This window comes from Mycobacterium sp. MAC_080597_8934, from assembly GCF_000523975.1.
GTDB lineage: Bacteria > Actinomycetota > Actinomycetes > Mycobacteriales > Mycobacteriaceae > Mycobacterium > Mycobacterium avium.
Window position 1 is genome coordinate 1 of the sequence record NZ_JAOS01000054.1, and the last position, 25,696, is coordinate 25,696.

18 protein-coding genes and 1 pseudogene are annotated in these 25,696 nt (G+C 68.9%); 13 read left to right on the forward strand and 6 right to left on the reverse strand.

Annotated elements, in window-relative coordinates:
• Positions 1-72 precede the first annotated feature (72 nt).
• From NF20_RS23835 to NF20_RS23845, 3 genes are all read left to right on the forward strand, one after another.
• Positions 73-1,782 (forward strand): acyl-CoA dehydrogenase family protein, encoded by a 1,710-nt coding sequence (locus tag NF20_RS23835; protein WP_023895718.1) that lies wholly within the window; start codon positions 73-75, stop codon positions 1,780-1,782.
• A 236-nt stretch (positions 1,783-2,018) separates the two neighbouring features.
• The gene (locus NF20_RS23840) at positions 2,019-2,702 is read left to right on the forward strand and encodes a TetR/AcrR family transcriptional regulator (protein WP_009979647.1); all 684 of its coding nucleotides are present in this window, start codon (positions 2,019-2,021) and stop codon (positions 2,700-2,702) included.
• On the forward strand, positions 2,699-3,634 hold the full coding sequence (locus tag NF20_RS23845; protein ID WP_009979645.1) for a R2-like ligand-binding oxidase: 936 nt from the start codon (positions 2,699-2,701) through the stop codon (positions 3,632-3,634). Before NF20_RS23840 ends, NF20_RS23845 begins: the two co-directional genes overlap by 4 nt.
• A 66-nt stretch (positions 3,635-3,700) precedes the next feature.
• Here the strand turns inward: NF20_RS23845 and NF20_RS23850 are convergent, their stop codons facing one another.
• Entirely contained in the window at positions 3,701-5,119 is a 1,419-nt protein-coding gene (locus tag NF20_RS23850; protein WP_009979644.1) for an NADP-dependent succinic semialdehyde dehydrogenase, read from the reverse strand.
• 80 nt (positions 5,120-5,199) lie between these two features.
• Between NF20_RS23850 and NF20_RS23855 the strand changes: the two genes are divergently transcribed.
• From NF20_RS23855 to NF20_RS23875, 5 genes are all read left to right on the forward strand, one after another.
• Positions 5,200-6,846: an acetolactate synthase large subunit gene (locus NF20_RS23855; protein WP_023895717.1), complete on the forward strand. Its 1,647-nt coding sequence runs from the start codon at positions 5,200-5,202 to the stop codon at positions 6,844-6,846.
• Positions 6,847-6,885: 39 nt separating this feature from the next.
• A complete protein-coding gene (locus tag NF20_RS23860) occupies positions 6,886-7,815 on the forward strand; it encodes a LysR family transcriptional regulator (protein WP_023895716.1) in 930 nt (309 codons plus the stop codon).
• A 247-nt stretch (positions 7,816-8,062) separates the two neighbouring features.
• Positions 8,063-9,277, forward strand: coding sequence for a PucR family transcriptional regulator (locus tag NF20_RS23865; RefSeq protein ID WP_033710775.1), 1,215 nt, complete (start codon positions 8,063-8,065; stop codon positions 9,275-9,277).
• A 40-nt stretch (positions 9,278-9,317) separates the two neighbouring features.
• Entirely contained in the window at positions 9,318-9,686 is a 369-nt protein-coding gene (locus NF20_RS23870) for a VOC family protein (RefSeq protein ID WP_031353758.1), read from the forward strand.
• A gap of 175 nt (positions 9,687-9,861) precedes the next feature.
• Positions 9,862-10,872: an FUSC family protein gene (locus tag NF20_RS23875; protein ID WP_075362352.1), complete on the forward strand. Its 1,011-nt coding sequence runs from the start codon at positions 9,862-9,864 to the stop codon at positions 10,870-10,872.
• A 15-nt stretch (positions 10,873-10,887) separates the two neighbouring features.
• Here NF20_RS23875 and NF20_RS23880 read toward each other — a convergent pair whose 3' ends face one another.
• Positions 10,888-12,042: an NAD-dependent formate dehydrogenase gene (locus NF20_RS23880; RefSeq protein ID WP_033710780.1), complete on the reverse strand. Its 1,155-nt coding sequence runs from the start codon at positions 12,040-12,042 to the stop codon at positions 10,888-10,890.
• Between the two features lie 551 nt (positions 12,043-12,593).
• On the opposite strand from NF20_RS23880, the gene NF20_RS23885 reads away from it, so the two are divergent.
• The 4 genes from NF20_RS23885 (at position 12,594) to NF20_RS23900 (ending at position 17,927) form a co-directional block, all read left to right on the forward strand.
• Positions 12,594-12,893 carry a hypothetical protein gene (locus tag NF20_RS23885; protein ID WP_033710773.1) on the forward strand — a complete coding sequence of 100 codons (300 nt, stop codon included), beginning with the start codon at positions 12,594-12,596 and terminating at the stop codon, positions 12,891-12,893.
• A 79-nt stretch (positions 12,894-12,972) separates the two neighbouring features.
• Positions 12,973-14,430, forward strand: a complete 1,458-nt coding sequence (locus NF20_RS23890) for a catalase (protein ID WP_023895711.1) — start codon at positions 12,973-12,975, stop codon at positions 14,428-14,430.
• 25 nt (positions 14,431-14,455) lie between these two features.
• The gene (locus tag NF20_RS23895; protein WP_023895710.1) at positions 14,456-15,910 is read left to right on the forward strand and encodes a catalase; all 1,455 of its coding nucleotides are present in this window, start codon (positions 14,456-14,458) and stop codon (positions 15,908-15,910) included.
• Positions 15,911-16,130: 220 nt separating this feature from the next.
• Positions 16,131-17,927 carry a GMC family oxidoreductase gene (locus tag NF20_RS23900; RefSeq protein ID WP_033710772.1) on the forward strand — a complete coding sequence of 599 codons (1,797 nt, stop codon included), beginning with the start codon at positions 16,131-16,133 and terminating at the stop codon, positions 17,925-17,927.
• 183 nt (positions 17,928-18,110) lie between these two features.
• Here NF20_RS23900 and NF20_RS23905 read toward each other — a convergent pair whose 3' ends face one another.
• The 4 genes from NF20_RS23905 to NF20_RS23915 form a co-directional block, all read right to left on the reverse strand.
• Positions 18,111-19,568, reverse strand: coding sequence for a lipase maturation factor family protein (locus NF20_RS23905; RefSeq protein WP_023895708.1), 1,458 nt, complete (start codon positions 19,566-19,568; stop codon positions 18,111-18,113).
• Positions 19,569-19,655: 87 nt separating this feature from the next.
• Entirely contained in the window at positions 19,656-23,852 is a 4,197-nt protein-coding gene (locus NF20_RS23910; protein WP_033710771.1) for an alpha-(1->3)-arabinofuranosyltransferase, read from the reverse strand.
• A 58-nt stretch (positions 23,853-23,910) separates the two neighbouring features.
• Entirely contained in the window at positions 23,911-24,084 is a 174-nt protein-coding gene (locus NF20_RS26940; RefSeq protein WP_003874046.1) for a DUF2613 domain-containing protein, read from the reverse strand.
• A 92-nt stretch (positions 24,085-24,176) separates the two neighbouring features.
• Positions 24,177-24,377, reverse strand: a complete 201-nt coding sequence (locus NF20_RS23915) for a DUF2613 family protein (RefSeq protein ID WP_023895706.1) — start codon at positions 24,375-24,377, stop codon at positions 24,177-24,179.
• A gap of 178 nt (positions 24,378-24,555) precedes the next feature.
• Here NF20_RS23915 and NF20_RS23920 point away from each other — a divergent pair.
• A pseudogene (locus NF20_RS23920) lies at positions 24,556-25,661 on the forward strand (glycoside hydrolase family 3 N-terminal domain-containing protein).
• Positions 25,662-25,696 lie beyond the last annotated feature (35 nt).

Consider the following 25,696-nt stretch of genomic DNA (forward strand, 5'->3'; position numbering starts at 1 on the left):
CGCAAACATCCACAGCCTACGTGCGCACTAGCCTGATAAAAGTCGGGTCCAGTACCCGCCGGGAGCCCGCCCATGTTGCTCAATCCCAACCATCTGCAACGCCGCTACCCGGATCGCCGCTCGGCGGAGATCATGGCCGCGACGGTCGACTTCTTCGAGTCCCGGGGCAAGGCCCGGTTGAAGTCCGACGACCACGAAAGAGTCTGGTACTCCGACTTTTTGGAGCACATCGGCCGCGAGCGCATCTTCGCCTCGCTGCTGACGCCGACGCGCTACGGGGCGCCCGATTGCCGCTGGGACACCTACCGGATCAGCGGGTTCGCCGAGATCCTCGGCTTCTACGGGCTGAACTACTGGTACCCGTTCCAGGTCACCGCCCTGGGGCTGGGGCCGATCTGGATGAGCGACAACGACCAGGCCAAGCGCAAGGCGGCCGGGTTGCTCGAGGCCGGCGAGGTGTTCGCGTTCGGGTTGTCCGAGCAGACGCACGGCGCGGACGTCTACCAGACCGACATGAACCTCACCCCGGCACCGGGCGGGGGCTGGACCGCCGCCGGTCAGAAGTACTACATCGGCAACGCCAACGTGGCCCGGATGGTGTCCACCTTCGGCAAATTCGCCGGCGGCACAACGGATTCCGAGTACGTGTTCTTCGCCGCCGACTCCCGCCACGAGCGGTACCGGCTGATCAAGAACGTGGTGAATTCGCAGAACTACGTCGGCAACTTCGCGCTGAGCGACTACCCGGTGACCGAGGCCGACATCCTGCACCGCGGCCCCGAGGCCTTCCACGCCGCGCTGAACACCGTCAACGTCTGCAAATACAACCTGGGCTGGGGCGCGGTCGGGATGTGCACGCACGCCATGTACGAGGCCGTCACGCACGCGTCCAACCGCATCCTCTACGGCACCGTCGTCACCGACTTCAGCCATGTGCGCCGCCTGCTCATCGACGCCTACGCCCGGCTGGTGGCGATGCGGCTGGTCGCCACCCGGGCCTGCGACTACATGCGCAGCGCCTCGGCCACCGACCGCCGCTACCTGCTGTACAGCCCGCTCACCAAGGCGAAGATCACCGGCGAGGGCGAGCGGGTCATCACCGCGCTGTGGGACGTCATCGCCGCCAAGGGCGTGGAGAAGGACACCATCTTCGAGGCGATGACCCGCGAGATCGGCCTGCTGCCCCGGCTGGAGGGCACCGTCCACATCAACATCGGGCTGCTGGGCAAGTTCATGCCCAACTACCTGTTCGCCCCCAGTGGCGAGCTGCCGGTGATCGGCCGCCGCGACGACGCGGCCGACGACGAGTTCCTGTTCGCGCAGGGGCCGACGGGTGGGCTGGGCAAGGTGCGGTTCGGCGATTGGCGGGCACCGTTCAACGGCTTCGCGCACCTGCCCAACGTCGCACTGCTGCGCGCCCAGATCGACGTGCTGGCCGAGATGCTGGCCAGCGCCACCCCGGATGCGTTGCAGCAGAAGGACATCGACTTCGCCTTCGCCGTCGGGCAGTTGTTCGCCACCGTGCCCTACGCCCAGCTGATTCTGGAGGAGGCGACGCTGTCCGGCGTCGACGACGCGCTGATCGACGAGATCTTCGGCGTGCTGGTCCGCGACTTCAACACCTACGCCGTCGAGTTGAGCGACAAGCCCGCGACGACGGAGCAGCAGGCCCGTTTCGCGATGCGGATGATCCGCCGCCCCGTGCACGACCCGGCGCGCTACGACCAGATCTGGAAGGAGCAGGTGCTGCCGCTCAGCGGGGCCTACCAGATGCGGCCCTAGCCTGTTGGCGAGCGCCTACCCCTCGGCGAGCGCCTCTCTCGGCGAGCGCCTCTCTCAGCGAGCGCCTGCCCCTCGGCGAGCGTCACGCCAGCGTGACCGTCGGGCTCTGGCGTCACGCCAGCGTGACGCTCGGCGCGCGCAGGGCCGGGCGGCAAGACGCTCGGCGCCACACCCCCCCTTGACTGTGAGCTTGCTCACAGTAGGATGACCAGTGGTCATTCGGATAGGAGGCGGCATTGCCCACGGTCACTTGGGCGCGCGTCGACCCGGCTCGACGCGCGGCGATCATCGAGGCCGCGGAGTCGGAATTCGGCGCGCACGGATTCTCCCGCGGCAGCCTGAACGTCATCGCCCGCAAGGCCGGCGTGGCCAAGGGCAGCCTGTTCCAGTACTTCGCCGACAAGCGCGACCTGTATGCGTTCATCGCCGACATCGGCAGCCAGCGGGTCCGCGGCTACATCGAGCAGCTGATCCGCGAGCTCGACCCGACCCGGCCGTTCTTCGAATTCCTCACCGACCTGCTCGACGGGTGGGTGGCCTACTTCGCCGACCACCCGCACGAGCGGGCGCTGCACGCCGCGGCCACGCTGGAAGTCGACACCGAGGCCCGGATCAGCGTGCAGAACGTCATCCACCGCCACTACCTGGAGGTGCTGCGGCCGCTGGTGCGCGACGCCCGGCTGCGCGGCGACCTGCGCGCCGACTCGGACACCGACGCGCTGTTGTCGTTGCTGTTGCTGATCTTCCCGCACCTGGCGCTGGCCCCCTACATGCGCGGACTGGATCCGGTGCTCGGGCTCGACGAGCCCACCCCCGAGCAGCCCGCGCTCGCGGTGCGCCGGCTGGTCGCGGTGCTGGCCGCCGCGTTCTCGCCCGCGCCGGCCCACTTTGCCACCCCACGATCCGAGGAGGTCACATGAACCGAACCCGAAGCGCCTCGATGGTGCAGGGCGGTCTCAACTGGGACAGCTTGCCGCTCAAGCTTTTTGCGGGCGGCAACGCGAAATTCTGGAATCCTGCCGACATCGACTTCTCCCGCGACCGGGCCGACTGGGAACGGCTCACCGACGACGAACGCAGCTACGCCACCCGGCTGTGCGCCGAGTTCATCGCCGGTGAGGAATCGGTGACCCAGGACATCCAGCCGTTCATGGCCGCGATGCGGGCCGAAGGCCGGCTCGGCGACGAGATGTATTTGACCCAGTTCGCCTTCGAGGAGGCCAAGCACGTCCAGGTGTTCCGGATGTGGCTGGACGCCGTCGGTGTCACCGACGATCTGCACCACTTCCTCGACGACGTCCCCAGCTACCGGACGATCTTCTACGAGGAGCTGCCGGACTGCCTGAACGCGCTGACGATCGATCCGTCGCCGGCCGCCCAGGTCCGGGCGTCGGTGACCTACAACCACATGGTCGAAGGCATGCTGGCGCTGACCGGATACTTCGGCTGGCACAAGATCTGCGTGGAACGCGGCATCCTGCCCGGCATGCAGGAACTGGTGCGGCGCATCGGCGACGACGAGCGCCGGCACATGGCGTGGGGCACCTTCACCTGCCGCCGGCACGTCGCCGCCGACGACGCCAACTGGGGTGTCTTCGAAACCCGGATGAACGAACTGATGCCGCTCGGGCTGCGCCTGATCGAAGAGGGCTTCGCGCTCTACGACCCGATGCCCTTCGACCTGTCGGTGGACGAGTTCATGGCGTACGCCAGCGACAAGGGCATGCGGCGCTTCGGCACCATCGCCAGCGCCCGGGGCCGCCCGCTGGCCGAGATCGACCTGGACTACACGCCCGTGCAGCTCGAGGACACCTTCGCCGACGAGGACGCCCGAGCGCTGGCCGCGGTGTGACGGCGAGCAGACGCAAAAGCCCCCAATGTCACGGCGTGTCGGGGGATTTCACGTCTGCTCGGCGGGTCACTCGACCTTCGAGCCGCCGCCGGCGTCGCCGCTCTTCGACGACCCGATCCAGACGGTCTTGGCGTTGCAGAACGCGCGGATGCCCAGGCCGGCGAGCTCGCGGCCGTAGCCGGACCGCTTGACGCCGCCGAACCCCAGCTCGGGGTAGGACACCGTCATGCCGTTGATGAAGACCTGGCCGGCCTCGATGTCGTCGATGAAGCGCTGCTGCTCGGCCGCATCGTTGGTCCAGGCGTTGGACCCCAATCCGAAGGTGGTGGCGTTGGCGATCTCGATGGCCTCGTCGATGTCGGCGGCCCGGTACATCGACGCGACGGGCCCGAACACCTCCTCGGTGTACAGCGCCATGTCCTTGGTGATGTCGGTGACCACGGTCGGCGGGTAGAACCAGCCCGGCCCGTCGAGCGGCTTGCCGCCGCAGCGCAGCGTGGCGCCCGCGGCCACGGCGTCGTCGACCTGCTTGGCGATCTCGTCGCGGCCCGACTCGGTGGCCAGCGGGCCCACGTCGGTGGCCGGGTCGGTGGGGTCGCCGACCTTCAGCGCTTTCATCTGTTCGACGAACTTGTCGACGAACGTGTCGTAGATGTCGGTGTGCACGATGAACCGCTTGGCCGCGATGCAGGATTGGCCGTTGTTCTGCACCCGGGCGGTGACCGCGGTCTTGACGGCCTCATCCAGATCGGCCGAGGGCATCACGATGAACGGGTCGCTGCCGCCGAGCTCGAGCACGGTGGGCTTGATCTCGTCGCCGGCGATGGCCGCCACCGACTGGCCGGCCGGTTCGCTGCCGGTCAGGGTGGCCGCGGCCACCCGCGGGTCACGCAGGATGCGCTCGACCGCGCTGGACGGCACCAGCAGGGTCTGGAAGCAGCCCTCGGGGAAGCCGCCGCGGGTGATGACGTCGGCCAGATACAGCGCGCTCTGCGGCACGTTCGACGCGTGCTTGAGGATGCCGACGTTGCCGGCCATCAGCGCCGGCGCGGCGAACCGCACCGCCTGCCACAGCGGAAAGTTCCACGGCATCACGGCCAGTACCACACCGAGCGGCTGGTAGCGGATGTACGCCCGGGCCGCGCCGACCTTGCCGGCGTCGGCCGGCTCGTCGGCCAGCAGCTGCTCGGCGTTCTGCGCGTAGTAGCGAAAACCCTTGGCGCACTTGAGCGCTTCCGCCTTGGCCGACTTGAGGGTCTTGCCCATTTCCAGCGTCATCATGGCGGCCACCTCGTCGGCCTCGGCCTCGAGCAGGTCGGCGGTGGCGTTGGCCCACTGGGCGCGCTGGGCGAACGTGGTGGAGTGGCGGTAGTCGAGGAAGCGTTCGTAAGCGCGGGCGATGGCGGCATCGACTTCCGCATCGCTGGCCGGGGTGAAGGTTTTGACCGTCTCGCCGGTTGCGGGGTTGATGGTGGCGATGGGCACGCTGGCCCTCCTTCGTCTGCGTGCTTGGTGAAACGTCCGACTTCCAGCCTGCCACTATCGTGGCCAACGGGAGGTGTCGGATGAGCAAAGCCGCTGAGCTGATCGTCAAGTGCCTGGAAAACGAGGGGGTTTCCGTCGTGTTCGGGCTGCCCGGCGAGGAGAACATCCGCTTCGTGCAGGCGCTGGCCGCCTCACCGATCCGCTACGTGCTGACCCGGCACGAGCAGGCCGCCTCCTTCATGGCCGAGATGTACGGACGGGTCACCGGCCGGGCGGCGGTGGTGTCGGCCACGCTGGGGCCCGGCGCGATCAACATGCAACTCGGGGTCGCCGACGCCACCACCAACAGCACCCCGCTGGTCGCCATCTCCGCGCAGGTGGGTCACGACCGGGAGTTCAAGGAGTCGCATCAATACGTCGACCTGGTGTCGATGTTCGCCCCGATCACCCGGTGGGCGGCCGGCATCCCGACCGCGCGCGCCATCCCCGAGATGGTGCGCAAGGCCTTCAAACTCGCCGAATCCGAGCGTCCGGCCGCGGTGTATCTGGCGGTGCCCGAACACATCGATGCCGACGAAACCGACTACGAGCTGGGGCCGTTGCCGCGCAACGTGGTCAGGCCCGACGCCCCGTCGCCGCGCCAGGTGGAACGCGCCGCGCAGATCCTGCGCAACGCCAAGCGCCCGGTGGTGCTGGCCGGGCACGGCGCGGCGCGCGCCGATGCCACCAAGGCGCTGGTGCGCTTCTCCGAGGAGTTCGGCATCCAGGTGGCCAACACCTTCCACGGCAAGGGCGTCATGCCCGACGACCACCCCAACAGCATCGGCACGCTGGGCTTCATGCGGCACGACTACGTCAACTTCGGGTTCGACCACGCCGACGCCGTCATCGCCGTCGGCTACGAATTGCAGGAGTTCGACCCGGTCCGGATCAACCCGCAGGCCGACAAGAAGATCATCCACATGCACCGGTTCCCGGCCGAGGTGGACGCGCACTACTCGGTCGACGTGGGCATCATCGGCGACATCAGCGATTCGCTGAACGCGCTGACCGACGCGCTGTCCGGTCACCGTTTCGAGCACGCCGCCGACGTGCCCGGCTCCGGGCTGCTGACCGACGAATTCGCGCGCGGGCAACAGGATTCGCGTTATCCGCTGGCGCCGGCGCGGGTGGTCGCCGACACCCGGGCGGCGCTGGGCCGCAGCGACGTGGTGCTGGTCGACACCGGCGCCACCAAGATGTGGATGGCCCGGCTGTACCCGACCTACGAGCGCAACACCTGCCTGATCTCAAATGGCTTGTCCACCATGAGCTTTGCCCTGCCCGGGGCGCTCGGGGTGAAGCTTGCCCAGCCGGAGTCCAAGGTGCTGGCCGTGGTCGGCGACGGCGCGTTCCTGATGAACTCCCAGGAGATCGAGACCGCCGTGCGCGAACGCATCCCGCTGGTGGTGCTGATCTGGGAGGACGGCGGCTACGGCCTGATCGAATGGAAGATGGACCTCGAACTCGGCGCACACTACTACGTCAAGTTCGCCAACCCCGACGTGGTCACCTACGCAGAAAGCTTCGGCGCCAAGGGATATCGCATCTCTCATGCCGACGAACTGTTGCCGACGCTGCGGGCCGCGCTCGACGACGACGGCGTCTCGCTGATCAGCTGCCCGGTCGACTACTCAGAGAACCTGCGGCTGACCAACCGTCTTGGTGAGCTCGACGAAACGCTGTGAAAAGCCGCCGCGGCAGCGACGGTCATTGACAATGGGCTGATGCTGTTTCGTCAGCTGGAGTACTTCGTCGCGCTCGCCTCCGAGCGTCACTTCGCGCGGGCCGCCCGCGCCTGCTACGTGTCCCAGCCCGCGCTCTCGGAGGCCATCCGCAAGCTCGAGCAGGAACTCAACGTGCCCCTGGTGCGTCGCGGGCAGAAGTTCGAAGGGTTGACGCCCGAGGGCGAGCGGCTGGTGCTGTGGGCGCGGCGCATCCTGGCCGACCACGACGCCCTCAAGCAGGAGGTCGCCGCGCTGCAGACCGGCCTCACCGGCGAGCTGCGCCTCGGCGTCATCCCGGCGGCCTCGAGCATCGTCGCCCTGCTCACCGATCCCTTCTGCGCCGCCCATCCGCTGGTGCGGGTGCAGCTCGAGACCAGCCTGCGGTCGGCCGAGATCGTGCAGCGACTGCGCCGGTTCGAGCTGGACGCCGGGGTCCTCTACCCCGACCGGCAGGATGTCGCCGACCTGCTGGTCACCCCGCTCTACACCGAGCAGCAGGTGCTCATCGCCGGCGCCGAGTTGCTCCTCGACCCGTCGGAGACCATCAGCTGGTCCGACGCGCTGACGCTGCCGATGTGCCTGCTGAACCAGGGCATGCGCGGCCGCCGGCTCATCGACGACGCCCTGGCCACGCTGGAGCTCACGGTCACGCCGCAGCTCGAGACCGACTCCGTCGCCACGCTGCTGGCGCACGTCGGCACCGGCCGGTGGGCAAGCATCATCCCGCAGACCTGGATCCACTCGCTGCGCCCGCCCGCCGGCGCGCGCATCCTGCGGCTGGAGAACCCGACCGTCACCGCCACGGTCGCGCTGGTCACCAGCGCCACCGAGCCGGGCTCGGTGCTGACCCGCGCGTTGGTGCAGACCGCGCGGGGCGCCGGCATCAATGACGTGTTGCGCAAGGCCGCGCCCGGATACTCCGCGGGCTAGCCGCCACCGGCCGTGATCGGCCGGGCCTATCACCCGGTCGGAACTACGTCTTGGACACCCCCGGCGACCGCGCGCGAGACTGAAAGTGCTTCGGAAGCGACGAATCCACCGGCCGCAGGGCCGATTTCACCTCAGGAGAGACCATGAACCACTGCCGGCGCGTGCCGTGCCGCGATTCGGTGGTCGCCGCGAACACCGAAGACGGCACCACCTCGCCCCACCGCTCGACCCATCGCGGGGCCGCGCGATGAAAGACTTGCGGGCGCCGGTCAACGGCGTCGACGGCGATTCCGCTTCCGCGCTGGTTGCGGTTCCCAAATCCCAAGGCGCCCAAACGATCCGGCCGGACTCCGTTTCCCGACTCGTCGGCGCGTTGCTCGACGACCACGCCGCGGTGGTCGGTCGCGTCCGCAGCGTCATTCGGTCCCGGCTTCCGGTCTACCGTTCGGTTGCCGACGAGGCACTCGAGGCCGAGCTCGAGTGGGTCTTGCGGTCCGCCGTCGGCGGGCGCGAGGCGTTGCACGAACCGCAGATCGCGGGCCTCGCCGCGATCGGCGAGGCGCGGGCGCGCGACGGCGTCCCCGTCGACGACATGCTGCGCGCCTGGCGGATCGGCGTCGAGGTGGTGGTGGAGTGCGCGCGTGAGGCGGCGCGACGGTTGGGCGTCGACGATGCGCGGGTGCTGGAACTCGTTCAGTCGGCACTGGCATGGTCCGACATCGCCATGGCGACCTCGGCCAAGGCGCACCGGCGCACCGAACGCGCGCTGGCCCTCGAGGCCGAGGAGAGTGACGCGGAGTTCGTTCGGGGTGCGCTGATGGGTTCGCTCCCGGCCGCCGAGCTGCGCATGCACGCCGAGCTGCGTGGGCTGGACCCCGGCGCCGAGTATGTGGCCGTCCGCGCCCGCCTGGGCGGCGACGGCCCCCATCTCCGGCTGGAGCAGTCGCTGGGTTTTCAGGACCCGGCGCACAGTCGACGCGGTCTGTGCGCCCTGCTGGACGGCGACCTCGCCGGCTTCCTGATCGAGCCGCCCCGCGACGTCGAGGGTGTCGTGGGTTTCGGCCCCCCGAGGCCGCTGACGCGGTTGAGCGAGTCCTACCGGATGGCGGCGCGCGCGCTGGTAACCGCGGAGGCCTGCGGGTTGCGCGGCGCCTACGACATCGCCGCGCTGGGTCTGCGCACGGCCGTCGCGATCGATGCCGACGTCGGCGAGCTGTTGCGGAAGCGCTACCTGGAGCCGCTGTCCGTCGGCGGTTCGAGCCGTGAACTGATTGCTACGGTCCGGACGTACCTGGCGTGCGGGATGCACGTGGAGCGCACGGCGACAAGGTTATTCGTCCATCAGAACACCGTGCGGTATCGGCTGGCGCGGTTCGAGGAGCTGACCGGCGCCAGCCTGCGCGACACCGAGGTGGTCACCGAAGTGTGGTGGGTTCTCGAGCTGGCGGCGATGCGCCTGTAGCGGTCCCGAGGACGGGCCGCGAGCCGATACGGTGGATGCCATGCGCCGCGTGGACTACGTCATCCAATATGTCGAGTCACTGGAGCGGTCGGTGACGTTCTACCGGGACGTGATCGGGCTCGAGGTGCGCATCGAGGGCGACGGCTATGTCGAGTTCGAGATGCCCAACACCAAGTTCTCGCTTTTCGAACGCTCCAAGCTTTTCGAGCTGATCGGTCGCGAGGGCGGCACCGCGCCGTGCGGCGAGATCGGTTTTCTGGTCGATGACGTGGACGAGGAAGCGACGCGGTTGCGGGGGCTCGGCGTCGAGATCCTCAGCGGACCGGTGGACCGGCCCTGGCGGGAAAGGACGCTGCACATCGCCGATCCGGACGGCAACGTCATCGAATTCGCACAGAAGCTTCGATGACGTACCGGCCCGGGAACCGACGCGGCGGCGCTGTTGCCGAGTTTGCGGCGGCGTGTCCCTGGCGGTTGTAGCGGTTCCCAAACGGGTGCCCCGATGTCCGTGACAATCCCGGCGGCCGCTCCGTAGCCGGCGCCCTCGCTTCGAGGGGACACTGTCGTGACGGGAGGAGCCGACGATGCCGGACCTTGCGCGGCGCCTGCGACGGACTTTGTGGCCGATCGCGCAGACCACGGTCGCCGCCGGCCTCGCCTGGTACCTCGCCCACGACGTGCTCGACCACCGGGAGCCCTTCTTCGCGCCGATCGCCGCCGCGGTGTGTTTGTGGATGACCAATCGGGTGCGCGCCGAACTGGCCGTCGAAATGATCATCGGCGTGGCGTTGGGGATCGGGGCGGGCACCGTCGTGCTGGCCGTGTTCGGCGCGGGACCCATCGGCATGGGTGCGGCCGTGATGCTTTCGCTGACCCTGGCGGTGCTGATTGCGCGCAGCTTCAGCACCCAGCGATCGATGTTCGTCAACCAGAGCGTGATCTCGGCCATCCTGATCATGGCGTTCCCGCACACCGGGCTCGGGGTGGAGCGGCTGTACGACGCGCTGATCGGCGGCGGACTGGCGGTGGTGTTCAGCATCCTGCTATTTCCCAAGAATCCGCTCGCGGTCCTGCACGACGCATCCGGCGAACTATTGACCGCGCTGCACGACATTCTGGCCCAGATCTGTTGTCGCAGCACCGATTCGGCGTCACCGGATCAGGGTTGGGCGCTGTCCGCCGCCGACCGGCTGCAGCGGTGCTCGGCGAGTCTCATCGAAGCCCGCGGCACCGCAGGGCAATTGGCGCGCGTCTGCCCGCGCCGGTGGCCGTTGCGCGGCGCGGTCGGGGCCGCCGACCGCCAGGCGGTGCACGTCGCGCTGTTCGGCAGCTCGGTGTTGCAGCTGGCGCGGACCCTGACGTCGGTGCGCATCCCCGGCGGCCCGCACGCCGAAGCGTTCCGCGCCGCGGTCGACGACCTGCGCGACGCCGTCTCCGCGCTGGCCGCCGGCCACCCGGAAACCGCTGCTGCACATGCCGAGTCCGCGCGCCGTCACAGCGCGGCGCTACCCGCGGGCAGCCCGGCCAGCGTGGCCGTCGTCATCGATGCGTGCATCGACGAACTGCAACAGGCCATCGGCCCACGTCGTTCTTGACTTCGCTCGTGATGCCTACTGCGCGTAGGACTTGGCCCCGGTCCCGGCGAACTTGCCGCCCTCGACGATCAGGTATTCCGAGCGGATGGGGCGGCCGGCGAACCAGTCCTCGAGGATCTCGCGGGTCCCGGCGCAGTAGCGGGCCTGCGCCGACAGGCTGGAGCCCGAGATATGCGGCGTCATCGCGTGATTGGGCATGGTGCGCCACGGGTGATCCGGTGGCGGCGGCTGCGGGAACCACACGTCGCCGGCGTAGCCGGCGAGCTGGCCGCTCTCCAGCGCGGCCACGATCGCCTTGTGGTCGGTCTCCTCGGCGCGGGCGGTGTTGACGATGTAGGAGCCGCGCCGCATCGACTTCAGCAGCTTCTCGTTGAACATGTGATGGGTCTGGGCGATCAGCGGCGAGTGGATCGACACCACGTCCACCGAGCGGGCCAGCGACTCGACGTCGGGGTGATACGTCACGCCGAGTTGCTTCTCGTACTCTGGCGAGAGCCGGTGCACATCGAAGTAGTGCAGGTTCACCCCAAAGGGTTTCATCCGCTCGAGCACCGCGCGCCCGATCCGGCCGGCGGCGATCACCCCGACGTCCATGCCCTCCACGTCGTAGGACCGCTGCACACAGTCGGCGATATTCCAGCCGCCGTCGCGGATCCACTGGTGCGACGGGACGAAGTTGCGCACCAACGCCAGGATCTGCATCACCGTGTGCTCGGCGACGCTGATGCTGTTGCTCCAGGTTTCTTCGGCGACGGTGACCCCGCGCGCCTGCGCCTCGGCGAGATCCACGTGGTCCGACCCGATGCCGGCGGTCAGCGCCAGCTTGAGGTTGCGCGCCTTGGCGAACCGCTCCTTGGTGATGTAGGCGGGCCAAAAAGGTTGGGAGATCACGATATCGGCGTCGGGCAGTTCCCGCTCGAACTCCGAGTCCGGGCCGTCCTTGTCCGACGTCACGACCAGCTCGTGCCCGCCGTCTTCGAAGAACTTGCGCAACCCCAGGGCACCGGAGACGCAGCCGAGCAGCTCACCGGGCGTGAAGTCGATCTTCGACGGCGTCGGCAGCGACGAGCCGTCGGGGTAGCTGTGGATCACCGGGATGCTGTCGCGGGCGTACTTCGGCGGATACCCGTCAACGGGATCGGGGTACAGCACCATCACACACTTAGCCACTGGCTCCTCCTCCATGGGTTGCGTCTGGCAGGGACCGGACGACTCAACGGCCGGCAGCCACGCGCGGCGCCGTACCGCATATCAGCGTTCGCGCGATGCGGCCGGGTGGCAACGGAGTCGGTTCCAAAGTTTCCCGCCGATTTCCCACACCGCTTTAGCAGACACCACAAGCGTTCCGATCCGTATTTATGGGCGCTTGCCAACCTATCGTGCCGCAGCTGCGGGGTTGCGCTGCGGGTCTCGGCGGCGAGCATCAACCGTTGCGGCGCCGCCCCGGGGTCCGCTTGTAGCGGCCACCAAAGCCGGACGAGAAATCGACGCGACGGCTTGGAATCGCCTCCGATGACATCCGAGCGTGCCGAGCGCAGAGTCGACTACAGCACGCCGGGCCACGGCAAGGAGCTGATGCGCAGATGCAAGCTGAGGATCAAGTCTCGCCGCGCGAGATGGTGCGCCGTGGGCTGCTGCTCGACGGCCTGGGTCAGCCCGTGGATCTCAATGCCGTGGATTGGCATGTCCGGCAACGCCATCCGGGCGCGGCGCCGTCGGAAGTGCAAGACGAAACCCTGGCGGTCATCCGCTCGCTGGTCAGCGATGGGCTGGTCCGGCTGGGTGCCCAGGTGATGGTGGGCGAACATCTGGGCGGCGTGGCCACCGAGGGTGAACGATTCGTCGCCTGGGACCAGCCGCTGGAGCGATCGATGCACAAGATCTCCCACGTCTACCTCAAGCACTACGACGATCCCGAGCAATGGATGTATGCCGCGTGGATGCAACTCACCGACAAGGGGGAGCAGCTCGCGCGGTCATTCGAACAGGCAGACCTCGATTCGTATCGAAAGTTCCAGTAGCGGACCGCTCGTCGACGACGGCGGCGGGGCCGCCGAATTTCTTCGATTGCCAGCAGATTTCGAGCTAGGGAGGACACTGATGACGGAGAATTTCACGACGACGAATGCGGGCGCCCCGGCGCCCAGCGACGAACTGTCGTTGACGCTGGGCCCCGATGGCCCGGTACTGCTGCAGGATTTCTATCTCATCGAGCAGTTGGCCGCGTTCAACCGCGAGCGGGTCCCCGAGCGCCAGCCGCACGCCAAGGGGACCGGCGCGTTCGGCCGGTTCGAGGTCACCAATGACCTGAGCGCCTACACCAAAGCCGCGGTGTTTCAGCCGGGCACCAAGACCGACGTGTTCGTGCGGCTGTCGGGGAACGCCGGCGAGCGCGGCAGCGCCGACACCGTGCGGGACACGCGCGGGTTTTCGGTGAAGTTCTACACCACCGAGGGCAACTTCGACCTCGTCGGCCTCGACTTCCCGGTCTTCGTCATCCGGGACCCGATCAAGTTCCCGCAGATGGTCCGCTCGGCCAAACGCCGCGCGAACAACGACTGCCGTGACCACAACATGCAGTGGGATTTTTGGACGCTCTCCCCGGAGTCGGCGCACCAGGTGACCATGATCATGAGCGATCGCGGTATTCCCAAGACGTTTCGCCACATGCACGGCTTCGGCCTGCACACCTTCAGCTTCCTCAACGCCGCCGGCGAGATCTCGTGGGTGAAGTTTCATTTCAAGTCCAATCAGGGCATCGAATGGTTGACCCAGGAAGAGGGCGATCGGCTGGCCGGCACCGACCCGGACGACTGCATCCGGGATCTGTACGAGGCGATCGAGCGCGGGGACCATCCGAGCTGGTCGGTGAAGGTGCAGATCATGCCGTTCGAGGAGGCCAAGACGTATCGGTTCAACCCGTTCGATGTGACCAAGGTGTGGCCGCATGCCGACTATCCGCTCATCGATCTGGGCACCATGACGCTGGACCGCAACGTCACCGACCACCACACCGAGGTCGAGCAGGTGACCTTCGCGCCGCATGCGCTGGTGCCCGGGATCGGGCTGAGCCCGGACAAGCTTTTGCTGGGGCGCAGTTTCGCCTACGCCGACGCGCACCGCTACCGGGTCGGGGCCAACCACAACCAAATCCCGGTCAACGCCCCGCGGTGTCCGGTGCGCAGCTATTCCAAGGACGGACAGATGCGCTTCGTCAACTCCACCGACCCGGTGTATGCGCCCAACTCCTACGGCGGCCCGAAGGCCGATCCCGACCGGGCGTCCGTGGTGAAATGGGCCGTCGACGGCGGAATGATGGTGCGCGCGCCCTACACGCTGCGACCAGACGACGACGACTGGGGCCAGGCCGGCGCCCTGGTGCGCGACGTGATGGACGACGCCGAGCGGGAACGACTGGTGCACAACATCGTTCACCATGTCACCGACGGCGTGAAAGAACCCGTGCTGTCACGCGTCGTCGAATACTGGTACAACATCGACGCCGACATCGGCAAGAGGGTGGAAGACGGCATCCGCGCCGCCAACCTCGGCCGGTGAGCCGGAAGCCGCCGGACCGCACGATATGGCGGAGAACCATACGACCACGAATGCGGGTGCGCCGGCGCCCAGTGACGAACTGTCCTTGACGGTGGGCCCCGACGGGCCGCTCCTGCTGCAGGATTCCTACCTCGTCGAGCAGATGGCGGCGTTCAATCGGGAACGGGTGCCCGAGCGTCAGCCGCACGCCAAGGGCGCCGGGGCGTACGGGCGCTTCGAGGTGACGGCCGATGTGAGTGAGTACACCAAGGCGGCCTTCCTGCAGCCGGGTGCGGTCACCGAGGTGTTCGCCCGGTTCTCGTCGGGCAACAGCGGCGAGCGTGGCAGTGCCGACACGGCCCGCGATAACCGCGGGTTTTCGGTGAAGTTTTACACCACCGAAGGCAATTTCGACCTCGTCGGCAGCGACGTTCCGGTCTTCGCGATCCGGGATCCGATGAAGTTTCCCAACCTGATTCGCGCCGGGGGCCGCCGCGCGGACAACGACCTGCACGACCACAACATGGTGTGGGATTTCTGGACGAGCTGTCCCGAGACAGCGCATCTGGTGACGCTGGTGATGGGGGACCGGGGCATACCCAGGACGTTTCGGCACATGAACGGCTTCGGCCTGCACGCGTTCAGTTGGGTCAATTCGGCCGGCGAGATCCATTGGGTGAAGTACCATTTCAAGACCGACCAGGGCATCCAATGGTTGCCCCAGGAAGAGGGTCGGCGGCTGGCCGGCACCCATCCCGACTGCTGCGTGCGCGACCTGTACGAGGCCATCGCGTGCGGGGAGTATCCGAGCTGGTCGCTGCAGGTGCAGTTGATGCCGTTCGGCGACGCGAAAACCTACCGCTTCAACCCCTTTGACGTGACGAAGGTGTGGCCGCACGCCGACTACCCACCCATCGAGGTCGGCACGATGACGTTGGACCGCAACGTCACCGATCACCACGCCGAGGTCGAGCAGGCCGCCTTCGCGCCGAGCAACCTGGTGCCCGGCACCGGGCTGAGCCCCGACAGGCTCTTGTTGGGCCGCAGTTTCGCCTACCCCGATGCGCACCGCGCCCGCATCGGGGTCAACCACGACCAGCTCCCGGTCAACGCCGCCCGGTGTGCGGTGCGCTCGTACGCCAAGGACGGCCGGATGCGGATTGTCAACACCGCCGACCCGGTGTATGCGCCCAACTCCGCGGGCGGGCCGCACGCCGATCCCGCACGGGCCGGCGAGGTGCACTGGGCCGCCGACGGGCAGATGCTGCGCGCGGCGTACATGCTGCGTCGCGACGATGACGACTGGGGCCAGGCCGGCACCCTGGTGCGCCGGGTGATGGACGGTGCGCAACGGGAACGCCTGGTAGACAACATCGTTGGTCACGTCTCGGCGGGGGTGAATGAACCCGTACTGTCGCGTGTCTTCGCGTACTGGCGCCACGTCGACCCCGACATCGGCAGGAAGGTCGAAGAAGGCGTTCGCGCCTATCTCAACAGCTGACAACATCGCGAGGCCCTGATTCGTTTGCAGCGCAACGAATCACGTGCCGGCGCGCCCGGGGGAGCCGCGTCGGCGGCACGCTTGTAGCGACCACCAAAGCGCGGCGGGAATTTCGGCCGAATTACGGAGTGAACTACATGGAGTTCAACGCGGCGCCCGAACATGCTGCTAACTGCGGGTCCGGAATCCGTATTCCGGTAGGCAACGAGGTTTTCCACGTGTGCGGTGCGGCCCGCTGAACACCCGAGTTTTCGAGGAGGAAATCATGTCACACGCGCAACCAAATGTGGCCGACGGGGCTCACTTTGACTTCGTCGTCGTCGGGGGCGGCACCGCGGGTAACGTCGTCGCCGGACGCCTCGCCGAGAACCCGAACGTCAGCGTCCTGGTCGTCGAGGCCGGTGTCGGCAACCCCTGGGAGCTTGACGGGGTGAACACCCCGGGAACGGCCATGGAGCTGCGCCACAGCCCGTACGACTGGGATTACCTGGCCAAGTTCGTCGACCGTGGCGTCTGGCAGCGCATCGACAAGCAGGAGACCCGGGGCAAGATCCTCGGCGGCAGCTCCGCGGCCAACTACTTCAGCTGGATTCCCGGCTGCAAGCCGACCTACGACCGGTGGGCGGAATACGGTGGCCCGGAATGGACCTGGCAGCCGCTGCTTCCCTACCTGCGCAAGAGCGCCACCTATCACGACGACCACGGGACGTTCTCGCCCGACATGAAGCGGATCGGCGCCGGCGGTCCGCTGCCAATCTCGCACAACAACATCCCCGAGTTGCAGCCCTTCCGCGACGTCGTCGCGCAGGCGTGGAAGTCGCGGGGCCTGCCGGTGACGGAGAACATCTACGACGGTGAGATGAATGGCCTCACCCACGCGGTCAGCACCATCTATCGGGGTGTGCGTTCCGGCAGCTACCTGTTCGTGAAGGACCGGCCCAACATCACGATCCTGCCCGAGGTTCGGTCCAAGCGGCTGATCATCGACTATGCCGACCGCACCTGCAAGGGTGTGACCGTCATCGACGCCTCCGGCACCGAGCGCAGCTTCTACGCCAACCGGGAGGTCATCCTCTCCCAGGGTGTTTTCGAGAGCCCGAAGCTGTTGATGCTCAGCGGTATCGGCCCCGGACGCGAGCTGGCCAAGCACGGCATCCCCGTGGTCGTCGATTCTCGCCATGTCGGCCAGCACCTGTTCGATCACCCGGGCGTCCCGTTCGTGCTGCGGATCAAGGAGGGCTACGCCATCGACGACTACCTGCGCCCCGGTGCGAAGCACGACTCCGCCGTTGCCGATTACCAGAAGGACCACCAGGGTCCGCTGGGCTCCGGTCTGCTGGAGATGATCGGCTTTCCCCGCGTGGACGAATACCTGGATCGGGATCCGATTTACCGTGAGGCCAAGGCCGCCAACGGCGGGCTCGATCCCTTCTCGCCGGAGGGACAGCCGCACTTCGAGCTCGACTTCGTTCCCGCGTTCGGCAGTGCGTTCCAGTGGCAGTACCCCACCCCGCCGGAGGGCGACCACATCACCGTGATGGTCGACCTGGTCCGCCCGGCCTACGAGGGCGGCGAGGTGACACTCAACAGCACCGACCCGTTCATGCAGCCCAACATCAACCTGAATTACCTGTCCAACGAGCTCGACATCATCGCCCTGCGCGAGGGCATCAGGCTGGCCTACGACATTCTCACCAAGGGCGACGGCTTCAAGGACCTCGTCATCAGCCAGTACCCGTGGGATATGCCGCTGCACTCCGACGAGCTGATGAGGACGTCCATCCAGGACCGGGTGCAGACGTCCTACCACCCGTGCGGCACCAACCGGCTGTCGAAGAACATCGACCAAGGCGTGGTGGATCCCAAGCTGAAGGTCCACGGCGTGAACAAACTCCGCGTTGTCGACGCCTCCGTCTTCCCGATCATCCCGGACTGCCGCATCCAGAACACCGTCTACATGGTCGGCGAGAAGGGCGCGGACGCGATCAAGGCCGACCACACGGACCTGTACAAGTAGGGGCCGGGAGCTTCGGCCTCGAGTGTGTACTCATGGCGAGATTCCGGCCGAAATCCCGCCGTGAGTACACACTGAAATCCCTAGCTACACACTCGAATTCCTGGACGCATTGGTGGTGACGCCGCGGCTGTATCACGGCAAGCGCGCCGCCACGGGTCGGCCTGTTGGATGCTCATGCCTGCCCTAGCCGTGGTCCTGCGGTGTCAGTTTCGACAGCGTCAGCGGCGGCACGTAGCCGCCGATCAGCGTGCGATGCCACCAGGCCCGGTCGCGGCGCAGCTCGGCCGGCGTGGTGAAGCGATACTCGTAGAGCCGTGCCCGCACGTACCGGGGCGGCGCATCGGGGAAGGGGTTGTGCCGCAACAACCGTAGCGTCGGGCGATCGTTCTCCAGCAGCCGCTGCAGGAACGGCGTCAGCCACGGCTGGGCGTAGCCGGGCGAGATCGCGGCGAACCACATCAGCCAGTCCAGCCGCAGATGGTAGGGCGCCCACTGGCGCGGCAGCCGGCGCACGCCACCCGGCTTGCCCTTGAATTCGTATTCCCGCCATACGGTCTGGTCGGTGATGTCGTCGTCGGCGGTGCCTTCAATCACCACCTCGCGGCGGACCCGGCCGATGCTGCCGAACGCGCCGTAGGTGTTCACCAGGTGAAAAGAGTTGAACGACATGTTCATTCGCTGGCGCGACGACAGCATGTTGCGTATCGGCCAGTAGCTCATCACCAGCACGGCGGCGGTGACCGCGACCACCACAACGACGAACCACAGCGGCGACGCCGACGGTTCACCGTGCCCCGGCAGCACACTCTTGGGCAGCAGCAGCGCGACCGACGAATCGTCGATGGCGCTGCACGCCAACAGGATCGTCACCCAATTCAGCCAGGCGAAGTTGCCCGAGGCGACCAGCCACAGCTGGGTGACCACGATGATGGCCGCGGCCACGCCGGCCACCGGCTGCGGCGCGAACAGCCCGAACGGCACGATCAGCTGCGCGAAGTGGTTGCCCGCCACCTCGATCCGGTGCAGGGGCTTGGGCAGGTGGTGGAAGAACCAGCTCAACGGGCCCGGCATCGGCTGGGTCTCGTGGTGGTAGTACAGACAGGTCAGATCGCGCCAGCACGGATCGCCGCGCATCTTGATCAGCCCGGCGCCGAACTCCACCCGGAACAGCAGCAACCGCGCCATCCACAAGGTGAGCAGCGGCGGGGCCACCTCGGCATTGCCCAGGAAGATCATCAGGAAGCCGGTCTCGAGCAGCAGCGACTCCCAGCCGAACGAATACCAGGTCTGCCCGACGTTGACGATCGAGAGGTAGAGCACCCACAGCGTCAGCCACATCAGCATGGCCGCCCACAGCGGCACCGCGTCGGCCGCTCCGGCCACGATGGCCGCCGACAGCGCCGCGCCGAACCAGGAGAGCGCCGCGAACAGTCGATCCGAATAGTGCAGGTGAAAGATGCTCGGCGTGCGCCGCCACGACTGCCCGGCCAAAAACCGCGGGATCGGCAGCATCCCGTGTTCGCCGATGAGCGCGCGGAACTGCGCGGCGGCCGCGACGAACGCCAGCAGGTAAATCACCGCGACGCCGCGCTCGAGCACCAGCCTGCCCACCCAGTAATCGGGTGCGGAAAACCAGCTCATCTCGCTAACTCCTCGGTCGGTGGCGGCTACACCAACCCGCGTATCCAGTCAATCAGCCGATAAACGGGTAGCCAATACTCCGGCCGACTATTCGTGACGGGCTCCGCCGCGCCGGCGGGGCACCGCGACGACCGAGGCGGTAAGCGCCGCAAGCGAAATCAACGCCAGCAGTTGGACATACCCCGCGTGGCCGGCGTACCCGTCGACCGAGCGCCAGGGCTGGCGCGACAACGCCGCCCCGGCCAGGATCAGCCCGCCGGCGCTGCCCGCCATCCCGAGCCGCGCCCAGCGCAGGCCGCCCAGCGCATACCGCAGACCCAGCGCGGCGCCCAGCACCGCCACCCCGGCCGCGCCGGCGATCACCGCCCCGGCGGCCAGCGCCGGGACCGCCGCCCACACCCCGGGCCGCCACGGCCGCGCGGGCGGGTCCTGGGTCCCCCGTTTCCGGGTGCGCCAGCACGCCAGCAGCGCCAGCACCGGCAGCAGCGCCAGCCCGACGGCCAGTCCCGCGCGATACAGCGAATTGGAGGCGAAGCTCAGCGTGATGACGCCGGGATCGCCCGCGGGCACCAGCCAGCCCTGCTGCCAGCCGTTGACCGCGATCGGCGTCAGCCGGGCCCCGGTGCCGGTGCGCGCCACCCACCCGGGATTGATGCTCTCCGGGATGACCAGGATCCGGGAGGTGTTCGACGGGCCGGCCGCCACCTCGCGGTGGTCCGGGCCCCAGCCGCGCCACGACGCAACCCGGACCGGCTGGGCGGCCTCGGCGGCGGCCGGGGTGGACAGCTCGGCGCCGTCGACGACGAACTGGGCGCCCGGGCTGATCAACAGCTCCTGCTGGCCCGCGGGCAGCGCGATCGGGTCGCGCTCGCAGGGCACCGCGGCGACCGGCTGGTCATCGAGCAGGGCGCCGACGGTGGTGTGGATCGCGGTGTGCACGAACCGGCCCGCGACGGCGATGACCGGCCCGCGTTCACAGCCGACGCTGACCTCGCGGGCGCGGTTGCGGCCGGCGTCGGCGGGGGCGATCGGGTTGCCGTCGGCGCCCAGCGCCGCGACCTCGGCCAGCCCGGGCGGCTTGAGCTGGTCGAAGCCCAACGCGTTGCGGTCGATGACGTCTTCCCAATCCAGCAGGCTGATGGTCACCGTGTCGGTCACCCGGGGTTTGAGCGGAATCGTCTGCGCCTGACCGGGTTTCACCGCGGTCACCTGCGGGCCGTCGCCCAGGTTGACGGCCACCATGGTGGGGTGGGCGGGCAGCGCCGCCCGACTGGGAACCAGGCGCACCCCGGCGACCTGAGTGGGCCGGGGCAGGGTGAGCGTCAGGGTGGGCGGCGTCTTGTGCTGCACCACTCGTTGCGGCGCGGTCCAGGCGGTGGCCGGGTCGTCGTCGGTGGCCGCATACGCCGAGCCGAGAACGTCGACGGTATCCGAATCGCCTTGAGCCACAGTCGTATTCGGTTCGGTGATCAGGTCGGCCAGCTTGGGTCCCTGGCGGGGGCGCACCCACACCGTCGGGGTGACCGACGTCGGCGCCGGCACCGTCAGCGTCCGGCTGAAGGTGACCGGCTCTTCCGGGGCCAGCTCCATCGACGGCGCGCAGCGCACACTGTCGGGCGCCCGGGCGCAGCCGGGCCGGCCGGGCAGCTCGGGTCCCAACTCCCACCGCGTGATCGGCGACCCCGGCGGCGGCCCGGGCACCCGCACGGTATGCCGCAGGTCGACCGGGTGCGCGAAGCCGGACGCGTCGTACTGGGTGACGGTCAAGTCGGTGATGCCGAACTGCACCCCGGGCGATCCGTCGTCGGTGCCGGCGGCGGTGATCCGCAGCCACGGGGTCTCGCCGTAGGGCAGCGCCGCGGCGAGCGGCTTGCCCGGCTGGTCAAACCGCAAAGTGGTGCTGCCCGTTGCGGTTTCGATGAGAATGCGGCGGACCTGGGCGCCGACGGCGGTGGCGCTGGGGGTCAAGGTGAGCGCCGCATTGGTCACCGGGTGGTCGAAATCGATCTGCATCCATTGCCCGACGGCCGATTGCAGCGAGTTGGACACCCACGCCGTCGCCGGGTCCCCGTCGATCGCGGCGGCCGGGGAGGTGGCCGGCGCGACGTCGGGCATCGCGGTGGAATCCGAGGCCGAGCTCGACACCGTGATCCGCCCTCCCGTCCACGCGCCGAGCACCGGATCGGCGCCGGGGACCGGGTAGTCGGGCACCCGGTTGTAGGTGTGCCGCGCGTCGCCGGGGGCCCGGATCGCCGACGAATGTTGGTCCACCCGGCCGTAATCCGTCTCGCGGGCCACCGGGGTGTCGGTGACGGTGACGCCGGCCCCGGCGGGCAGCGGCAGCCCGGCGGCTCGCGCGTCGGCGGTCAGCAGCGCCGGGCCCAGCGGCGGCTGGCCCAGCAGCCGCCGCCTTTCGTCAAGGCGCAGCAGCACTTCCGGCCCGCCGTCGATGCGGGCCATCCGGTCGGTGTCGACGAAGTAGGGGGTGCCCGCGTCGCCGCCGGCGTCGACCCGGTAGACCTCGACGGCCGGATATCGAGGCCGCAATCCGCTGTCGGCGACGAAACCGGCCACGGTGCCCGGCCCCACCGGCGCGCCGAACTGCGCCACCTTGTGCAGGCCCGGCGACCCGTCGACGGCTCGGTGCACCAGGATGGGGCGCGCCGAGCGCGACGTGTCGGGGTCCAGGTCGTTGCGCACCACGACATACGAAATGCCTTGGCGGGCAAGCGTATCGGCCAGGCCCAGCGAGGGGCGGCCGGCGGCGAACAAACGCTGCACCGAATCCAGCGCCCGGATGGTCTGCGGCGGGGTCAACGGGATCGAGTCGCGCACCCCCCACGGGCTGGCTCCCAGCACCTGCAGCGGCTCGTCGTGGCTGGTGCCCCACACCTGGGTGGCGAACGGGGCTCCCGGGGCGACGAGCACCCGCCCGGGGGTGGGGGAGCCGGTGTTGTGCTGGGTCAGCCAGTCGGCCGTCTGCTGCCAATACGGCGGGATCGCGGTGAACGTCCCCGGCGGGGTCAGCCGGCCCGTCCAGGCGAGCGACGTGCTGACCATCAGCGCGGTCAGCACCACCACCGCGGTCGCGACCCGCTTATCGCGCTCCGGGTGCGCAAAGGCGCTGAGCCACAACGACTTCGGCGCGCTGCCCGGCAGCGGTATCCGGCCCAGCAGCTGCGCGACGCCCAGCACGATCGGGATCCTGATCACCGAGCCCAGCTTGTGCACGTTGCGCAGCGGCGCCCCGCCGGCGTCCAGGAACGCCTGCACCGCGTGCGCCGCCGGCGAGCCCAGCCCGCCGCTGTAACCGGCGGCCATCAACACCACCCCGACGAGCAGCATGGTGACCAGCCGCCCGCGCGCCGGCATGGTGGGGCCGGCCAGGCCGGCCAGCCCCGCCGCCGCGACCAGGCAGGTGCCCAGCACCGCCGCCGACCCGGTCACCAGCGGAGCCCCCGCGGTGGCGGTCGGCGCCACGTACGGGGTCCAGCTGTCGGTGCCGCGCAACATCTCCACCAGCGACGACCATTGCGTCGTCACACCCGAGGATTCGATGAAGTCCAGGAACGGCGGGCTGATGGCGCGCAGCATCACCAGGCCCACCACCCACCACAGCGTGGCCAGCACCAGCGCCACCAGCCACCACCCGGTGTAGCGCCACCACAACCGATTCGGGCGGTGGCACGCCCACCAGATCACCGCGGGCAGGCAGCCGGCCACGGTGGCGATCGCGTTGACCGCACCCATGAGGGCGACGGCCACCCCCGCCTGCGCGGCCAGCGCGCGCACCGACCTCGGGCCGGTGGCCCGCAGCGCCAGGATGGTGGGCAGCAGCACCCACGGCGCCAGCATCATCGGCAGGGTTTCCGACGAGATCGACCCCAGCGTGGTCAGCACCCGTGGCGACAACGCGAACGCGGCGGCGGCGATCACGCGGGAGCCCGGGCTGCCGATCCCCAGCGCCTCGGCGACCCGCAACAGGCCCCAGAAGCCGACCGTCAACAGCAGCGCCCACCACAGCCGCTGGGTGATCCAGCCGGGCACGCCGAGCGCATGGCCGATCAGGAAGAAGGTGCCGTGCGGAAACAGGTATCCGTAAGCCTGGTTCTGCGCCTGCCCGAACGGCAGCTCGCTGTTCCACAGGTTGGTCGCGCGGGCCAGGAAGCGCAGCGGGTTCGCGGTCAGGTCGAGCTTGGTGTCCGGGGAGATCCGCCCGGGCGACTGGGCGAACGTCAACGCCAGCGCGATCGCGCCGACCAGCCACAACCACCGGCGCGACACCGTCGACGAGGTGGGGTTCGTTTCCGTGGGCGCCGCCCGCGCCGCCCCGACCTCGCCGCTAGCTACGGTTTCCGTACTCCACCCGGTTGAGCACTGATGACTGCGGATCGCCCCCGGGAAGTGGCGGCTTCGTGTCTTGCTGGACCATCAACGTGACGCCGAAGATCGCGGCCGCGCCGAGCAAGAGGCCAACCACAACGCTCGCTGCGGCAGGCGCAACGATCCGGTTCATCGAGGACTCCTGAGGTTTTGCGGGAGGGCGGTCGTGACTTCAACCTAGCGCCAACCTAGCAGAACGGCGGTCGGCCGAATCGCCGGCGCCGGTCACAAGTGCAGGCAGTGCCCGTGGAAGCAGCGGTCGCCGTATTCCACCTGATAGGGCCCGAGCGGGTGCACCGGGGCGTTGGCCGGCGGCGCGGGGTGGCCGGCGTGGCTGGTGGCGGCCAAGGTGATGCCGACGGTGCTCGCCACCCCGATGGACAGCCCCACCGCGGCGCTGGCCACGGCCAACGTGAAACCGGTCATCGCTGGCTCCTCCCCGCACCCGCGTGCTGACCAGGCGCTGGTCAGCCCCCGCTCAGCAACCTACCGCCGATGCCCCCTGCGGACGGATGCGAAACGCCCGTCGTGAAAGCATGGCCCGATGGCATTGTCGCGCCCCCTCGCCGCGCACGCGGCCGTGCTGGCCGCCGTGTCGGCGCTGATGATCGGCTGCGCCCACCGCGCCGCACCCCCGCCCGCGCACTCGTCGACGGCGAACACGCCGGCCGCTGCCCGGCGCCGCGGGTGTGCGTCGACCCGCCGGCAGCGCCGGCCACCCTGAACCTTCGCGACAAGCTGGCCCAACTGCTGATGGTGGGTGTCAAGAACGCCGACGACGCGCGCAACGTCGTCAACGGCTATCACGTCGGCGGCATCTTCATCGGCAGCTGGACGGACCTGACGATCTTCCGGGGCCCGCTGGCCGACATCGCGGCCAAGGCGGGGCCGTTGCCGCTGGCGGTCAGCGTCGACGAGGAGGGCGGCCGGGTCTCGCGGCTGAAATCCCTGATCGGGACGTCGCCGTCGCCGCGTGAGCTGGCGCAGACGCAGACCGTGCAGCAGGTGCACGACCTGGCCGCCGACCGCGGCAAGAAGATGCGCGACCTGGGCATCACCGTCGATTTCGCGCCCGTCGTCGACGTCAGCGACGAGCCCGACGACGCCGTGATCGGCAACCGTTCGTTCGGCGCGGACCCGGCCAAGGTCACCGAGTACGCCGGTGCGTATGCGCAGGGGCTGCGGGACGCCGGGCTGCTGCCGGTGCTCAAGCACTTCCCCGGCCACGGGCACGGCTCGGGCGACTCCCACACCGGTGGCGTGGTCACGCCGCCGCTGGACGACCTGCAGAACGACGACCTGGTGCCCTACCGGACCCTGGTGACCACGCCGCCGGTCGGGGTGATGGTGGGCCACCTGCAGGTTCCCGGGCTCACCGGCGACGTGCCGGCCAGCCTGAGCCCCGAGGCGGTGCAGTTGCTGCGCAACGGCGTCGGCTACAAGGGGCCGCCGTTCACCGGCCCGGTCTTCAGCGACGATCTGTCCAGCATGGCGGCCATCTCCGACCGGTACGGGGTCTCCGAGGCGGTGCTGCGCAGCCTGCTGGCCGGCGTCGACGTCGCCTTGTGGGTCACCACCGACGAGGTGCCGGCGGTGCTGGACCGGCTGCAGAAGGCGGTTGCCTCGGGCGAATTGCCGGCACAGCGGGTGGACGAGTCGCTGGTGCGGGTGGCGACCATGAAGGGCCGCGGCCCGGCCTGCGGGCACTAGCGGCTGTGCGGCCGAACCACATTGCCTACCCTTGA

Coding starts and splice junctions, on each gene's coding strand:
- NF20_RS23835 (WP_023895718.1), top strand. CDS start 73: ATGTTGCTCAATCCCAACCATCTGCAACGCCGCTACCCGGATCGCCGC.
- NF20_RS23845 (WP_009979645.1), top strand. CDS start 2,699: ATGAACCGAACCCGAAGCGCCTCGATGGTGCAGGGCGGTCTCAACTGG.
- NF20_RS23855 (WP_023895717.1), top strand. CDS start 5,200: ATGAGCAAAGCCGCTGAGCTGATCGTCAAGTGCCTGGAAAACGAGGGG.
- NF20_RS23860 (WP_023895716.1), top strand. CDS start 6,886: ATGCTGTTTCGTCAGCTGGAGTACTTCGTCGCGCTCGCCTCCGAGCGT.
- NF20_RS23865 (WP_033710775.1), top strand. CDS start 8,063: ATGAAAGACTTGCGGGCGCCGGTCAACGGCGTCGACGGCGATTCCGCT.
- NF20_RS23870 (WP_031353758.1), top strand. CDS start 9,318: ATGCGCCGCGTGGACTACGTCATCCAATATGTCGAGTCACTGGAGCGG.
- NF20_RS23875 (WP_075362352.1), top strand. CDS start 9,862: ATGCCGGACCTTGCGCGGCGCCTGCGACGGACTTTGTGGCCGATCGCG.
- NF20_RS23890 (WP_023895711.1), top strand. CDS start 12,973: ATGACGGAGAATTTCACGACGACGAATGCGGGCGCCCCGGCGCCCAGC.
- NF20_RS23895 (WP_023895710.1), top strand. CDS start 14,456: ATGGCGGAGAACCATACGACCACGAATGCGGGTGCGCCGGCGCCCAGT.
- NF20_RS23905 (WP_023895708.1), bottom strand. CDS start 19,568: ATGAGCTGGTTTTCCGCACCCGATTACTGGGTGGGCAGGCTGGTGCTC.
- NF20_RS26940 (WP_003874046.1), bottom strand. CDS start 24,084: ATGAACCGGATCGTTGCGCCTGCCGCAGCGAGCGTTGTGGTTGGCCTC.
- NF20_RS23915 (WP_023895706.1), bottom strand. CDS start 24,377: ATGACCGGTTTCACGTTGGCCGTGGCCAGCGCCGCGGTGGGGCTGTCC.